Here is a 15,094-nt window from a genome sequence, read left to right as displayed (position 1 = left end):
GCTGCAAAAAATGGGATAACACATGTCATCATTGCATATTTCGCAAGGCACGTTTCGTCTTAGCGATACCCGTACCTTATCGCTGCCAGAGTTAACCCTTCGCGCCGGAGAAAGCTGGGCGTTTGTGGGCTCTAATGGCAGCGGAAAATCCGCGCTGGCCCGCGCTTTGGCTGGCGAAATAACCCAACTGAAGGGTGAACGTCGGTGCACCTTTACCCGGCTGACGCGCCTTTCCTTCGAACAGCTGCAAAAGCTGGTCAGCGATGAGTGGCAGCGTAACAATACCGATTTGCTCAGCCCCGGCGAAGAAGATACCGGCCGCACGACGGCGGAAATTATCCAGGATGAGATAAAAGATCCTGCCCGCTGTCAGCAGCTGGCGGAGCAATTTGGCATTACCGCCCTGCTTAACCGCCGTTTCAAATATCTTTCTACCGGTGAGACGCGCAAAACGCTGCTGTGTCAGGCGCTGATGAGCGAGCCGGAACTCTTGATCCTGGATGAACCGTTTGACGGACTGGATGTGCAGTCCCGCGCGCAGCTGGCAGCGTTGCTGGCGTCGCTTAACCAGCAGGGATACACCCTTGTACTGGTCCTGAACCGCTTTGATGAGATCCCGGATTTCGTACATTATGCAGGCGTGCTGGCGGACTGTAGCCTGACCGAAACCGGCGAGAAAGCCGTACTGCTTCGGCAGGCGCTGATTGCGCAGCTGGCCCACAGCGAGAAACTGGACGGTATTGCCCTGCCGGAGCCGGATGCGCCTTCGGCGCGCCACGGGCTGGAGCCTGACCAGCCGCGCATTGTGCTGCGCGATGGGGTGGTTGCTTACGACGATCGCCCTATTCTTAATCACCTCAGCTGGACGGTTAATCCTGGTGAGCACTGGCAGATCGTCGGCCCCAACGGGGCGGGTAAATCCACGCTGCTGAGCCTGATCACCGGGGATCACCCGCAGGGATACAGCAACGATCTCACCCTGTTCGGCCGTCGCCGCGGCAGCGGGGAAACCATCTGGGATATCAAAAAGCACATCGGCTATGTCAGCAGCAGCCTGCATCTGGACTACCGGGTGAGCACCACGGTGCGAAACGTGATCCTCTCTGGCTTCTTCGACTCCATTGGTATTTATCAGGCGGTATCCGACAAGCAGCACAAGCTGGCGCAGCAGTGGCTGGATATTCTGGGTATGGATAACCGGGTCGCCGATGCACCCTTCCAAAGCCTGTCGTGGGGGCAGCAGCGGCTGGCATTGATAGTCCGCGCGCTGGTTAAGCACCCTACGCTGCTGATTCTGGATGAACCGTTGCAGGGGCTGGATCCGCTCAACCGTCAGCTGATCCGCCGCTTTGTGGATGTCCTGATTAGCGAAGGTGAAACCCAGCTGCTGTTTGTGTCCCACCATGCTGAAGATGCCCCGTCCTGCATCACCAATCGGCTGGAATTTGTCCCTGACGGCGAGCAATACCGCTACCTGCTGAACAAAATCGATTAACGCTCGGAGGGCGCTGCCCTCCGCTTTTCAGACAACCTGCAACAATACATCTCTATCTCTTTGATCTACAATGCACTCAGTCTGAGAAAAAGCGCGTGTGAAATCCAGTGTAAACGATACCACTATTTTATCCCATGTCACACTTTTCGCGTCTCTGATATGCTATGGTTAATTCATACCATAAGCCTAATGGAGCGAAATATGCGAGTTCTGGTAACAGGTGGTAGCGGTTACATAGGAAGTCATACCTGTGTGCAACTGCTGCAAAGCGGCCACGATGTTGTCATTCTTGATAACCTGTGCAACAGTAAGCGCAGCGTGCTGCCGGTCATTGAACGCCTTTCGGGTAAACAGCCGACTTTCGTTGAAGGCGATATCCGCAATGAAGCATTGATGACTGAAATCCTTCACGATCACGCGATTGAAACCGTTATCCACTTCGCGGGCCTGAAAGCGGTTGGCGAATCGGTGGCAAAACCGCTTGAGTACTATGACAACAACGTCAACGGTACCCTGCGTCTGATCTCCGCCATGCGTGCGGCCAACGTTAAAAACTTTATCTTCAGCTCTTCCGCAACCGTCTACGGCGATCAGCCAAAAATTCCTTACGTTGAAAGCTTCCCGACCGGTACGCCGCAAAGCCCGTATGGCAAAAGCAAGCTGATGGTAGAGCAGATCCTGACCGACCTGCAAAAAGCCCAGCCTGAGTGGAGCATCGCGTTGCTGCGCTACTTCAATCCGGTCGGGGCGCATCCTTCAGGTGATATGGGCGAAGATCCGCAGGGCATTCCTAACAACCTGATGCCGTATATCGCGCAGGTTGCCGTAGGGCGTCGCGATTCCCTGGCGATTTTTGGTAACGATTATCCCACCGAAGATGGCACCGGCGTGCGCGATTACATTCACGTCATGGATCTGGCCGACGGCCACGTGGCGGCGATGCAGCAACTGGCGGACAAACCGGGCGTGCATATTTACAACCTCGGCGCCGGGATTGGCAGCAGCGTGCTGGATGTGGTGAATGCTTTCAGTAAAGCCTGCGGCAAGCCGGTGAAGTATCACTTCGCTCCCCGCCGTGATGGCGACCTCCCGGCTTACTGGGCCGATGCCACCAAAGCGGATAAAGAGCTCAACTGGCGTGTCACCCGCACGCTCGATGAAATGGCACAGGATACCTGGCACTGGCAATCACGCCATCCGCAGGGCTATCCGGACTAAGGATTTGTCATGACGCAATTCAATCCCGTCGATCACCCGCATCGTCGTTTTAACCCGCTCAGCGGGCAATGGATTTTAGTTTCACCGCATCGCGCCAAGCGCCCCTGGCAGGGGGCGCAAGAGACGCCTGCCAAACAGACGCTGCCGCAGCATGATCCGGACTGTTTCCTCTGCCCGGGCAATACCCGCGTGACGGGCGATAAAAACCCGGACTACAAAGGCACCTTCGTGTTTACTAACGACTTTGCCGCGCTGATGACCGATACGCCGGACGCGCCGGAAAGCCATGACCCGCTGATGCGCTGCGAAAGCGCCCGCGGCACCAGCCGCGTGATCTGCTTCTCGCCCGATCACAGCAAAACGCTGCCGGAGCTGAGCGTGGATGCCCTGAAAGAGGTGGTCAGCACCTGGCAGGTGCAAACCGCGGAGCTGGGCCAGAGCTATCCGTGGGTACAGGTGTTTGAAAATAAAGGCGCGGCGATGGGCTGCTCCAACCCACATCCGCACGGTCAGATCTGGGCGAACAGCTTCCTGCCGAACGAAGCCGAGCGTGAGGACCGACTGCAAAAAGCGTATTTCGCCCAGAACGGTTCGCCTATGCTGGTGGATTACACCCAGCGTGAGCTGGCGGATGGCAGCCGTACCGTGGTGGAAACCGAACACTGGCTTGCGGTAGTCCCTTACTGGGCGGCGTGGCCATTTGAGACGCTGCTGCTGCCGAAAGCCCATGTTCAGCGCATTACCGAACTCAGCGACGCCCAGCGTGACGACCTGGCGCTGGCGCTGAAAAAACTGACCAGCCGCTACGACAACCTCTTCCAGTGCTCCTTCCCCTACTCCATGGGCTGGCACGGCGCGCCGTTTAACGGCGAAGAGAATCAACACTGGCAGTTACATGCACACTTCTACCCGCCGCTGCTGCGCTCAGCAACGGTACGTAAATTCATGGTGGGCTATGAAATGCTGGCGGAAACCCAGCGCGACCTGACGGCGGAACAGGCGGCAGAACGTCTGCGTGCCGTTAGCGACGTCCATTACCGCGAATCAGGAGTCTAAAAATGAGTCTGAAAGATAAAACACAATCCCTGTTTGCTGAAAAATTTGGCTACCCTGCCACCCATGTTATCCAGGCGCCAGGCCGCGTTAATCTGATCGGCGAGCACACCGACTATAACGACGGTTTTGTCCTGCCGTGTGCCATCGACTACCAGACGGTGATCAGCTGTGCGAAACGCGACGATCGTCATGTGCGAGTAATCGCCGCGGATTACGGCAACGAAATTGACGAATTTTCCCTCGATGCGCCGATCGTGACCCACGACAGCCAGCAGTGGTCGAACTATGTTCGCGGCGTGGTGAAGCACCTGCAAAAGCGTAACAAGAATTTCGGCGGGGCCGATCTGGTGATCAGCGGCAACGTGCCGCAGGGGGCGGGATTAAGCTCTTCCGCATCTCTGGAAGTGGCGGTCGGCACCGTGTTCCAGCAGCTTTATCATCTGCCGCTGGACGGGGCGCAGATCGCCCTGAACGGTCAGGAAGCGGAAAACCAGTTCGTGGGCTGCAACTGCGGCATTATGGATCAGCTGATTTCCGCGCTGGGCAAGAAAGAACACGCTTTGCTGATTGACTGTCGCTCCCTCGGGACCAAAGCGGTTCCGCTGCCTAAAGGTGCGGCTGTGGTGATCATCAACAGCAACTTCAAACGCACCCTGGTGGGCAGCGAGTACAACACCCGTCGCGAACAGTGCGAAACCGGCGCGCGCTTCTTCCAGCAGCCAGCCCTGCGTGATGTCTCACTTGATGAATTTAACAAGGTCGCCCACGAGCTGGACCCGGTTGTCACGAAGCGCGTGCGCCATATACTGACCGAAAATGCCCGTACCGTAGAAGCCGCCTCCGCGCTGGCGAAAGGTGACCTGAAACGGATGGGCGAGCTGATGGCCGAATCGCATGCCTCCATGCGTGACGATTTCGAAATCACCGTGCCGCAAATCGACACCCTGGTTGAAATTGTGAAAGCCACGATTGGCGACAAAGGCGGCGTGCGTATGACCGGCGGCGGATTTGGCGGGTGCGTCGTCGCCCTCGTGCCGGAAGAGCTGGTCCCTGCCATTCAGGACGCAGTGGCTAAACAGTACGAAGCCAAAACGGGCATCAAAGAAACTTTCTATGTCTGCAAAGCATCACAAGGAGCCGGACAGTGCTAAACGAAATACCTACACTCGCACCGGATGGTCTGCCGTATCGCCTGTTAACCCTGCGCAACAGCGCCGGGATGGTGGTTACGCTGATGGACTGGGGCGCAACGTTACTTTCTGCCCGCGTACCGATGCCTGACGGCAGCGTGCGCGAAACCCTGCTCGGCTGCGCATCGCCGGAGCAGTATATCGAGCAGACCGCTTTTCTGGGCGCATCCATAGGCCGCTACGCTAACCGCATCGCCAGAAGCCGGTTTACGCTGGACGGCGTAACGTATTCCCTGCTTGCCAGCCAGGGCGAAAATCAGCTGCACGGCGGCCCGGAAGGGTTTGATAAACGTCGCTGGAAGATTGTGCAGCAAAATGACGGTGAGGTCTGGTTCTCTCTGGACTCCCTCGATGGAGACCAGGGTTTCCCGGGCAATCTCACCGCAACGGCGCGCTTCACCCTGACCGAAGATAATCGCATCGCCATTGAGTACCGCGCGACCGTCGATAAGCCGTGCCCGGTCAACCTGACTAACCACGCCTATTTCAACCTTGACGGTAATCAGACCGATGTCCGCAGCCACAAACTCCAGATCCTGTCGGACGAGTATCTGCCGGTCGATGAGATGGGTATCCCTTATCAGGGGCTGAAACCGGTAAGCGGTAATAGCTTTGATTTTCGTCAGCCGAAAACCATCGCCCAGGATTTCCTGAGTGATGACGATCAGCGCAAGGTGAAAGGCTACGACCATGCTTTCCTGTTGCAGGCGAAAGGCGATCTTTCTCAACCTGCCGCACAGGTCTGGTCTGCTGATGAGAAGTTACAGATGACGGTCTACACCACCGCCCCCGCCCTACAGTTCTATTCCGGTAACTATCTGGAGGGTACCACGGCGCGCGAACATGACGCCTACGGCGCCTGGCAAGGCCTGGCGCTGGAGAGCGAGTTCCTGCCAGACAGTCCTAACCATCCTGAATGGCCGCAGCCGGACTGCGTGCTACGTCCGGGTGAAGAGTACGTAAGCGTCACCGAGTATCATTTCATTCCGCGCGCTTAATGTCCGGCGGCGCACGGGCCTACAAATGTAGGCCTGATAAGCGAAGCGCCATCCGGCAAAAAAGCCTGGCCCTCACCGCGAGGGCTTTTTTATCTCCGCCTTGCTGAAAATAGCGGCGATCGCAGACAAAATCATAACCCTGGATTCACATGCATCTTACACTCTCGAACTATTTTCGCTATGGTTAGGGTTAAGCGTTGCTGCTGGCACAGTCACGGCAATATAATGAGAATTGTTATCATTCAAAATGCTTGAGGAGTAAGAAATGGCTAATACTAAGCTTGTCCTGGTGCGCCACGGCGAAAGCCAGTGGAACAACGAAAACCGCTTCACCGGTTGGTATGACGTTGATCTGTCCGAGAAAGGCGTGAGCGAAGCAAAAGCGGCAGGTAAACTGCTGAAAGAAGAAGGCTTCACCTTTGACTTTGCTTACACCTCTGTGCTGAAACGTGCCATCCATACCCTGTGGAACATTCTGGACGAGCTGGATCAGGCCTGGCTGCCGGTTGAGAAATCCTGGAAACTGAACGAGCGTCACTACGGTGCGCTGCAAGGTCTGAACAAAGCGGAAACCGCAGAAAAATACGGTGACGAGCAGGTTAAGCAGTGGCGTCGTGGTTTTGCGGTTACGCCTCCAGAGCTGAGCAAAGATGACGAGCGCTACCCGGGCCACGATCCGCGTTACGCGAAGCTGACTGAGGCTGAACTGCCGCAGACCGAAAGCCTGGCGCTGACCATCGACCGCGTTGTGCCTTACTGGAACGAAACCATTCTGCCACGCCTGAAAAGCGGCGAGCGTGTCATTATCGCTGCTCACGGTAACTCCCTGCGTGCGCTGGTGAAATACCTGGACAACATGGGTGAAGATGAAATCCTCGAGCTGAACATCCCTACCGGCGTGCCGCTGGTGTACGAGTTCGACGAAAACTTCAAGCCAGTTAAACATTACTACCTGGGTAACGCCGACGAAATCGCTGCAAAAGCGGCAGCCGTGGCGAACCAGGGTAAAGCGAAGTAATATTTGCCGGACATAAAAAAAGCGTGGAGAAATCCACGCTTTTTTATTACCCGCGAAATACTTAGCCGCGACGCGCTTTAACCGCATCCGCCAGCTGACGCAGGATCGCATCGGTATCGTCCCAGCCAATGCAGGCATCCGTCACGCTCTTACCGTAGACCAGCGGCTCGCTGCCCTCCAGGTTCTGGTTGCCTTCAACCAGATGGCTCTCAATCATCACCCCAATCACTGCGCGTTCACCGCTGGCGATTTGCTGACACACATCTGCGCCGACTTCCATCTGCTTTTTGAACTGTTTGCTGGAGTTGGCATGGCTGAAATCGATCATCACCTGCGGTGCCAGACCTGCTTTCTCCAGCCCTGCTTTTACCTCCGCTACGTGTTTAGCGCTATAGTTAGGCTCTTTACCGCCGCGCAGTATGATATGGCAATCGCCATTACCGCTGGTATTCACGATAGCCGAGTGGCCCCACTTGGTCACCGACAGGAAGCAGTGCGGCGCGCCCGCCGCATTAATGGCGTCAATGGCGACCTTGATGGTGCCATCAGTGCCATTTTTGAAACCCACCGGGCATGACAGGCCAGACGCCAGCTCGCGGTGAACCTGAGATTCAGTCGTACGCGCACCAATAGCGCCCCAGCTCATCAGGTCAGCCAGATACTGCGGGGTGATCATATCGAGGAATTCTCCGGCAGCAGGCAGCCCGCTGTCGTTGATCTCCAGCAGCAGCTTACGCGCAATGCGCAGGCCGTCGTTAATCTGGAAACTGTTGTCCATATGCGGATCGTTGATTAACCCTTTCCAGCCCACGGTGGTACGCGGTTTTTCGAAATAAACGCGCATCACGATTTCCAGTTCGCCTTTCAGCTCTTCACGCAGGGCGAGCAGACGCGACGCATACTCTTTGGCCGCAGCAGGATCGTGAATGGAGCATGGCCCGATCACTACCAGAAGACGATCGTCGCTACCTTTCAGGATCTTGTGGATCGCCTTGCGGGCATGAGACACCGTGTTGGCGGCATTTTCGGTGGCGGGGAATTTTTCAAGGAGCGCTACGGGAGGTAATAACTCATTGATCTCTTTAATGCGTAAATCGTCGTTCTGATAATTCATCTTCTTTCCGGCTCTGCCATATCTTTAGTAATGAAAGCAATCCTTTCAATCTAACTTGTCGGCCACGAAGTGTAAACGGGCTTTTACACTTCGCGCAGATAATTCCTGGAATTCGCCTAAAATACGCAACAAAATAGCGAAAAATGAGATCTGGCCTAAGCTTTTTACTTGTAACGACTGTTTTTAAATATTTATACGCGATTCCATCCTGACATAATTCAGGAGTCCGGAATCTTTCGCCACTGAACAAGATGCACTGTTGGAGAATGTTATCCAGCGTAACGATAAGAACAGGAGCACCATGATGAAAATGACGAAACTGACTACGCTTTTCCTGACGGCAACCCTTACCCTGGCAAGCGGTAGCGTACTGGCTGCTGATGCAGGCTCATCCGGCAGCAACGGCGACGCGAATGCCGCTGCCGAAGCAGGCCAGGTTGCGCCGGATGCAAAACAGAATATCGCGCCAAACAATGTTGATAACAGTAATATCAACACGGGCAATACCAATACTGGCGGGACGAACACAGGCACGATGAACCATGAGGGTATGACTACCGACGAGGTGCATAAAAACTCAGTCTGTAAAGACGGGAAATGCCCGGACCCGAATGACAAAGTGGGCAGCGATGCCAATACCAAAACGGACGGTACTACCCAGTAACCTTCCATAAGGTAAAACAGGGAGAGCGAATGCTCTCCTTTTTTATTTAAGCTCTTAAAAACGCTACACTAAAAATAATAATAAATCAGGAACGATACCATGGCGCACTCCCACTCCCATTCCCACTCCACTGGTGATGAAAATGCCAAACGGCTTTTGCTGGCTTTTGGCGTCACTGCCACCTTTATGATTATTGAGGTCACAGGCGGGCTGATATCCGGATCGCTGGCGCTGCTGGCCGATGCAGGACACATGCTGACCGACGCTGCCGCGCTCCTGTTTGCTCTGCTGGCCGTGCAGTTTGCCCGTCGCCCTCCCAATACCCGCCACACCTTTGGCTGGCTCAGACTGACCACGCTTGCCGCCTTTGTGAATGCGATTGCACTGGTGGTCATTACTATTCTTATCGTCTGGGAGGCTTTTCAGCGCTTTCGGCATCCACAACCGATAGCCGGGACGACAATGATGGTTATCGCCATTGCCGGGTTGGTCGCCAATATTCTGGCGTTCTGGATATTACATCGCGGCAGCAGCGAAAAAAATCTGAACGTGCGGGCCGCAGCGCTGCACGTGCTCGGTGATTTGCTGGGTTCTGTTGGTGCGATTGTGGCCGCGCTGATCATTATGGGTACGGGCTGGACCCCCATCGACCCGATTCTTTCCGTGCTGGTATCGTGCCTGGTATTGCGCAGCGCCTGGCGGCTGTTAAAAGAGAGCGTCAATGAGCTGCTGGAAGGCGCGCCCACATCACTGGATATTGGCGAACTGAAGCGCAACCTGAGTCGCTCCATTCCTGAGGTTCGTAACGTCCATCACGTTCACGTCTGGCTGGTGGGTGAGAAACCTCTTATGACGCTGCACGTTCAGGTTGTTCCACCCCACGATCACGACGCGCTGCTTGAACGTATTCAGCATTTCCTCGAGCATCACTATGAGATTGCGCACTCCACTATCCAGATGGAGTACCAGCCTTGCAGCGGGCCAGACTGCCACCTTAACGAGGCGCAGTCCGGCCACTCACACGCACATCATCATTAACGGGAAAGCGCGCGAGAGCCACGCTCACGCGCGCTGTTAATCCACATGCGGCTGCCGTTGAGAGCAATGAAGGTCAGGAGCATATACTCCAGCGACATGGCATAAACACCCTGGCGGGCAAAAATCACCACGCTAATGACATTGATGACCACCCACAGCAGCCAGTTCTCAACGTATTTACGGGTCATCAGGATCATTGCGGCAATCGACAACACCATCATGCAGGAATCCCAGAACGGGAAGGCATCCGGCTGAAGCTCAGGCATCGTCACGTTCAATCCCAGACCCGACATGACCGAGACCGCCACGCGCGTCAGGAAGGCAAATACCGGATCAATAAAGACGGTCATAAAGCCGATAGCCACCACGCAGGCCGCGAACCAGGCGATGGCTTTTGGCAACGGCAGCCAGCGGATTTGCAGTTCCGCCTCCTGCTGACTGTTTTGCCGAGACCAGGCGTACCAGCCATAGATATTGGCCGCGAAGAAGAACAGCTGTAGAAGCAGGCTGGCGTAGAGCTGGATCTGGAAAAAGATGATCGCAAACAGCGTGACGTTTATCAGCCCGAACGCATAGTTGCTGATCTTCTCAAGGCTGGCCAGCCAGATACAGAGTAAACCGGCCAGCGTACCCACCGCTTCAATCCACGACAGGTCATAGCCGCCCGCACCAATCGGGATATGAACCAGGATGTTCTGTGTGCTAAAAAAATCCATTTTTTCTCCGGGGCGTAATAAGTTAAGTACGTAGTGTAGCCGCAAAATCCAGCATACGGTTAAGTGGAATTAACGCGCCTTCACGCAGAGCGGCATCCACGTGGATCTCATGCGCTGCGCCACCGTTCTCAAGCGCCTCCGAAATCGCTTTGAGCCCATTCATCGCCATCCACGGGCAATGCGCGCAGCTTCGGCAGCTCGCCCCTTCTCCGGCGGTTGGCGCTTCAAGCAGCTCTTTTTCCGGCACGGCCTGTTGCATTTTGTAGAAGATACCGCGATCGGTCGCCACGATGAGCTGCTTGTGTGGCAGCGTTTTTGCCGCGTTAATTAACTGGCTGGTTGAGCCGACGGCGTCCGCCATGTCGACGATGGACTGCGGGGATTCCGGGTGCACCAGAATCGCGGCGTCCGGGTATAAGCCTTTCATCCGGGTCAGCGCCTGGGTCTTGAACTCATCGTGGACGATACAGGCCCCCTGCCAGCACAGCACATCCGCACCGGTCTGTTTTTGTACGTAGTTTCCCAGGTGACGATCGGGCGCCCAGATGATTTTCTCCCCCAGGCTGTCCAGATGTTCAATCAGCTCAACGGCAATACTGGACGTCACTACCCAGTCCGCCCGGGCTTTCACCGCCGCAGACGTGTTGGCATAGACCACCACGGTACGGTCAGGGTGGGCATCACAGAAGGCGGTGAACTCATCAATCGGGCAACCGAGGTCAAGGGAGCATTCGGCATTCAGCGTCGGCATCAGTATGGTTTTTTCCGGGCTGAGAATTTTTGCCGTTTCGCCCATGAAGCGCACACCTGCAACCAGCAGCGTGGAGGCAGGATGTTTAGCACCGAAACGCGCCATGTCCAGGGAATCTGAGATACAGCCGCCCGTCTCTTCCGCCAGCTGCTGAATTTCCGGGTCGGTGTAGTAATGCGCCACCATCACCGCATCACGCTCTTTAAGCAGGCGCTTGATTTTCTCTCGATAGAACTGTTTTTCATCCCGGCTTAGCGGAGCAGGCTTTGGCGGGAAGGGATAGATTGCGGTTTCGGGATCAAACATCACACTCATTATGGCTTCTCGTTTTACTGGCTTAACAATATTGCCTTTGTTTTGCATGAGATAACAAAAATGAGGCAATGGTGTTTTGTATACTAAACAAGATAGCGAATTTGAGGGGGAATGTCATCGGGAAATGATGCCGGTAGCATCTGTCGGGTGGCGGCTTCGCCTTACCCGACCTGCAAGGCCCTGGCGAACGACAGACAGCAAAAAGGCGCCTTTAGGGCGCCTTTTTACATTGGTGGGTCGTGCAGGATTCGAACCTGCGACCAATTGATTAAAAGTCAACTGCTCTACCAACTGAGCTAACGACCCCTTACGGGATGTACTTCAAATCTATTCAGGCTGGTGGGTCGTGCAGGATTCGAACCTGCGACCAATTGATTAAAAGTCAACTGCTCTACCAACTGAGCTAACGACCCATTCGGGTGTTGCCTGAATTATCACTCGGTACCAATAAAATTGGTGGGTCGTGCAGGATTCGAACCTGCGACCAATTGATTAAAAGTCAACTGCTCTACCAACTGAGCTAACGACCCGAGTGGTGGGTGATGACGGGCTCGAACCGCCGACCCCCTCCGTGTAAAGGAGATGCTCTACCAACTGAGCTAATCACCCACTCTGTACTGCCGGAACTGCTTTAAGTGGTGGGTCGTGCAGGATTCGAACCTGCGACCAATTGATTAAAAGTCAACTGCTCTACCAACTGAGCTAACGACCCACTTTTGCGCTGCTTTCACGTTGTTTGATATCCCGTGGCAACGGCGGCATATATTACTGATTTAAGAATTCTGCGCAACAAAAATTTCGATGAAGATCACTTAACTGCTTAGGAATCATGCTGCACGACCAGAAATAACGCGATTTCTGGTCATGCGATAATCAACCCATCGAACTCAAACGTTTTTGTGCCTGTTTGGCGCCGTCTGTACCCGGGAATTTCGCAACCACCTGCTGATAAACCGCTTTGGCTTTTGCAGTGTCGCCTTTGTCCTGCATGATCACGCCGACTTTATACATCGCATCAGGCGCTTTCGGTGATTTCGGGTAATTTTTCACCACAGAGGCAAAGTAAAACGCCGCATCATCCTTTTTACCCTTGTTGTAATTCAACTGACCCAGCCAGTAGTTCGCATTTGGCTGGTAAGTGGAATCAGGGTACTTCTTAACGAAGTTCTGAAACGCAACGATAGCATCGTCCTGGCGCGATTTGTCCTGCACCAGGGCAATGGCCGCGTTGTAGTCCGTATTCGCGTCACCGCTCTGTACAGGCGCACCAGACGACGCGGAGGCATCTGCCGCAGGTGCAGGCGTCGCCGCACCGCTTTGATCGCCTGCTGCTGGCTGTGCTGCTGCTCCGCCGCTGTTCAGGCTATCCATCTGCAACAAAATTTGCTTCTGGCGCTCCACAACCTGATTAAGCTGATACTGACTCTCCTGGATCTGACCACGAAGGGAATCAATATCATTCTGGTTATCGGAAAGCTGCTGCTGGAGTTGAGTTAAAAGCTGGCTGTGAGCGTTAGAAATACGCTCGAGTTGAGTGACTCGATCTTCTACCGAGCCTGAGCCGACACTACTGATTGGTGCCTGAGCAAAAGCGGCCCAGGGGGCCGCTATTCCAACCAGTAACGACAGACTCATCAGATGATGTCTGAAGTTACTGCTCATGCAATTCTCTTAGTAAACGAGTACGGCACGACGGTTTTTGGAGTAAGCCGCTTCGTCGTGACCCAGTACTGCTGGTTTTTCTTTACCGTAAGAAACGATGGAGATCTGGTCAGCAGAAACGCCTTTACCCTGGAGGTACATTTTAACAGCGTTTGCACGACGTTCACCCAGGGAGATGTTGTACTCCGGAGTACCACGTTCGTCCGCATGACCTTCTACGGTGACTTTGTAAGACGGGTTGCTACGCAGGAAGTTTGCGTGCGCATCCAGCATTGCAGCGAAGTCAGAACGAATGTCGTATTTATCCAGATCGAAGTAAACGATGTTGTTCTGCTGTAACTGCTGCATCTGAAGACGCGCTTGCTCTTCAGAAGACATATTGCCATTGCCGTTAGCGTCCATACCGGTGCCGGCACCCATCATGCCTTCGCCGCTCTGGTCATTGCTTGCGTTCTTGTTAGAAGAACACGCTGCGATTGCCATAACAGGCAGAGCGATCATCAGCCCCTTCAGCACTTTGTTCAGTTGCATTTCTAAGATTCCTTTAGTAATCAATTAATTATTATTACAGATACGGCGACCAGGCAGGTGATTTTACCTGTCCATCAGTTGCCGGAAGACGCGCTTTGAAACGCCCATCTGTAGAAACCAGATTCAGCACGGATCCCATCCCCTGAGAAGAGCTGTAGATTACCATGGTGCCGTTAGGTGCCAGACTTGGCGTTTCATCCAGGAACGTTGACGACAGTACTTGTACGCCCCCCGTTACCAGATCTTGTTTGGCAATGTGCTGCTGACCACCCGCAGTACTGACCATTACCATTGTTTTACCATCGGCACTGACGTCAGCATCCTGGTTCTGAGAACCTTCCCAGGTAATACGCTGCGCTGCTCCGCCGTTGATATTCACTTTATAAACTTGTGGACGACCTGCCTGGTCAGACGTAAATGCCAGATTCTGGCTGTCCGGGAACCAGGTTGGCTCAGTGTTGTTGCTACGACCATCCGTGACCTGACGGATCTGACCAGAACCAATATCCATCACGTACAGGTTCAGGCTACCGGTTTTAGACAGGGCAAACGCCAGTTTGGTACCGTCCGGAGAGAACGCAGGCGCACCGTTGTGACGCGGGAATGACGCAACCTGACGCACAGCACCGTTAGACAGTGTCTGGATAACCAGCGCGGAACGGCCGCTTTCGAAGGTCACGTACGCCAGCTTAGAGCCATCCGGAGACCATGCCGGAGACATCAGCGGCTGTGGTGAACGGTGTACGGTGAACTGGTTGTAACCATCGTAGTCAGAGACGCGCAGCTCATAAGGGAACTGGCCGCCGTTGGTCTGTACTACGTACGCGATACGGGTACGGAACGCACCTTTAATACCGGTCAGCTTCTCAAACACTTCGTCACTCGCCGTGTGGCCTGCATAACGCAGCCACTGCTTGTTCACCTTATACGTGTTTTGAGCCAGAACGGTACCCGGCGCACCGCCGGTATCCACCAGCTGATAAGCGACGTTATAGCCGCCGTCTGGCGCAGGAGTAACCTGTCCGACAACCACGGCATCAATACCCAGTGCAGACCATGCAGCAGGTTGAACTTCCTGAGCTGTACCCGGCTGCTGCGGCAGACGAGAACGATCTAAGGGGTTAAATTTACCGCTGTTACGCAGGTCAGCTGCAACAATGCCGCCAATATCTTCAGGCGCAGCGCCCGGGCCTGCCCACTGGAACGGAACGACACCGATTGGACGCGCTGAGTCGTTCCAGTCGGTAATGTCGATGCTTACTGTGGCATGCACTGCTGACGTCAACAGTACTAAAAAACCAAAAGCTAATCGTAATGCCTGCTTCATC

Annotated in this window: 14 protein-coding genes and 5 tRNA genes; 8 read left to right on the top strand and 11 right to left on the bottom strand. The window is 54.6% G+C overall.

Going from position 1 to position 15,094, the window contains the following annotated elements:
* The first annotated feature begins 22 nt into the window (after positions 1-22).
* The 6 genes from modF to gpmA all read left to right on the top strand — a co-directional run bounded on the left by modF (position 23) and on the right by gpmA (position 6,975).
* A complete protein-coding gene (gene modF, locus BFV63_RS06565) occupies positions 23-1,495 on the top strand; it encodes a molybdate ABC transporter ATP-binding protein ModF (RefSeq protein WP_048241133.1) in 1,473 nt (490 codons plus the stop codon).
* Positions 1,496-1,696: 201 nt separating this feature from the next.
* Entirely contained in the window at positions 1,697-2,713 is a 1,017-nt protein-coding gene (gene galE, locus BFV63_RS06560) for a UDP-glucose 4-epimerase GalE (protein ID WP_003858554.1), read from the top strand.
* Positions 2,714-2,722: 9 nt separating this feature from the next.
* Positions 2,723-3,769 (top strand): galactose-1-phosphate uridylyltransferase, encoded by a 1,047-nt coding sequence (gene galT, locus BFV63_RS06555; RefSeq protein WP_045336995.1) that lies wholly within the window; start codon positions 2,723-2,725, stop codon positions 3,767-3,769.
* Between the two features lie 2 nt (positions 3,770-3,771).
* A complete protein-coding gene (gene galK / locus BFV63_RS06550; RefSeq protein WP_023324336.1) occupies positions 3,772-4,920 on the top strand; it encodes a galactokinase in 1,149 nt (382 codons plus the stop codon).
* Positions 4,914-5,957 carry a galactose-1-epimerase gene (galM, locus tag BFV63_RS06545; protein WP_003858560.1) on the top strand — a complete coding sequence of 348 codons (1,044 nt, stop codon included), beginning with the start codon at positions 4,914-4,916 and terminating at the stop codon, positions 5,955-5,957. Before galK ends, galM begins: the two co-directional genes overlap by 7 nt.
* Before the next feature lie 265 nt (positions 5,958-6,222).
* Positions 6,223-6,975, top strand: a complete 753-nt coding sequence (gpmA, locus tag BFV63_RS06540) for a 2,3-diphosphoglycerate-dependent phosphoglycerate mutase (protein ID WP_003858562.1) — start codon at positions 6,223-6,225, stop codon at positions 6,973-6,975.
* A 61-nt stretch (positions 6,976-7,036) separates the two neighbouring features.
* Here gpmA and aroG read toward each other — a convergent pair whose 3' ends face one another.
* Positions 7,037-8,089 (bottom strand): 3-deoxy-7-phosphoheptulonate synthase AroG, encoded by a 1,053-nt coding sequence (gene aroG, locus BFV63_RS06535; RefSeq protein ID WP_003858564.1) that lies wholly within the window; start codon positions 8,087-8,089, stop codon positions 7,037-7,039.
* Between the two features lie 304 nt (positions 8,090-8,393).
* Between aroG and BFV63_RS06530 the strand changes: the two genes are divergently transcribed.
* Positions 8,394-8,753 carry a protein YbgS gene (locus tag BFV63_RS06530; protein WP_003858566.1) on the top strand — a complete coding sequence of 120 codons (360 nt, stop codon included), beginning with the start codon at positions 8,394-8,396 and terminating at the stop codon, positions 8,751-8,753.
* A 99-nt stretch (positions 8,754-8,852) separates the two neighbouring features.
* The gene (gene zitB / locus BFV63_RS06525) at positions 8,853-9,791 is read left to right on the top strand and encodes a CDF family zinc transporter ZitB (protein WP_045894962.1); all 939 of its coding nucleotides are present in this window, start codon (positions 8,853-8,855) and stop codon (positions 9,789-9,791) included.
* On the opposite strand, the gene pnuC is transcribed toward zitB, so the two are convergent.
* The 10 genes from pnuC to tolB all read right to left on the bottom strand — a co-directional run bounded on the left by pnuC (position 9,788) and on the right by tolB (position 15,093).
* Positions 9,788-10,507: a nicotinamide riboside transporter PnuC gene (gene pnuC / locus BFV63_RS06520; protein WP_022650623.1), complete on the bottom strand. Its 720-nt coding sequence runs from the start codon at positions 10,505-10,507 to the stop codon at positions 9,788-9,790. The genes zitB and pnuC overlap by 4 nt on opposite strands.
* Before the next feature lie 22 nt (positions 10,508-10,529).
* Positions 10,530-11,573, bottom strand: coding sequence for a quinolinate synthase NadA (gene nadA, locus BFV63_RS06515; RefSeq protein WP_057059380.1), 1,044 nt, complete (start codon positions 11,571-11,573; stop codon positions 10,530-10,532).
* Between the two features lie 230 nt (positions 11,574-11,803).
* Positions 11,804-11,879, bottom strand: a tRNA-Lys gene (locus BFV63_RS06510).
* Between the two features lie 31 nt (positions 11,880-11,910).
* A tRNA-Lys gene (locus BFV63_RS06505) sits at positions 11,911-11,986 on the bottom strand.
* Between the two features lie 41 nt (positions 11,987-12,027).
* A tRNA-Lys gene (locus BFV63_RS06500) sits at positions 12,028-12,103 on the bottom strand.
* A gap of 3 nt (positions 12,104-12,106) precedes the next feature.
* Positions 12,107-12,182 (bottom strand) — tRNA-Val (locus BFV63_RS06495).
* 27 nt (positions 12,183-12,209) lie between these two features.
* Positions 12,210-12,285, bottom strand: a tRNA-Lys gene (locus BFV63_RS06490).
* A gap of 161 nt (positions 12,286-12,446) precedes the next feature.
* Entirely contained in the window at positions 12,447-13,235 is a 789-nt protein-coding gene (gene cpoB, locus BFV63_RS06485) for a cell division protein CpoB (RefSeq protein WP_003858574.1), read from the bottom strand.
* A gap of 9 nt (positions 13,236-13,244) precedes the next feature.
* Positions 13,245-13,766: a peptidoglycan-associated lipoprotein Pal gene (gene pal, locus BFV63_RS06480; protein ID WP_003858578.1), complete on the bottom strand. Its 522-nt coding sequence runs from the start codon at positions 13,764-13,766 to the stop codon at positions 13,245-13,247.
* A 34-nt stretch (positions 13,767-13,800) separates the two neighbouring features.
* A complete protein-coding gene (gene tolB, locus BFV63_RS06475) occupies positions 13,801-15,093 on the bottom strand; it encodes a Tol-Pal system beta propeller repeat protein TolB (RefSeq protein ID WP_017384962.1) in 1,293 nt (430 codons plus the stop codon).
* Between the last annotated feature and the right edge of the window lies 1 nt (position 15,094).

Source organism: Enterobacter hormaechei subsp. xiangfangensis (genome assembly GCF_001729785.1).
GTDB lineage: Bacteria > Pseudomonadota > Gammaproteobacteria > Enterobacterales > Enterobacteriaceae > Enterobacter > Enterobacter hormaechei_C.
This window is presented reverse-complemented; position numbering and strand designations above follow the sequence as displayed.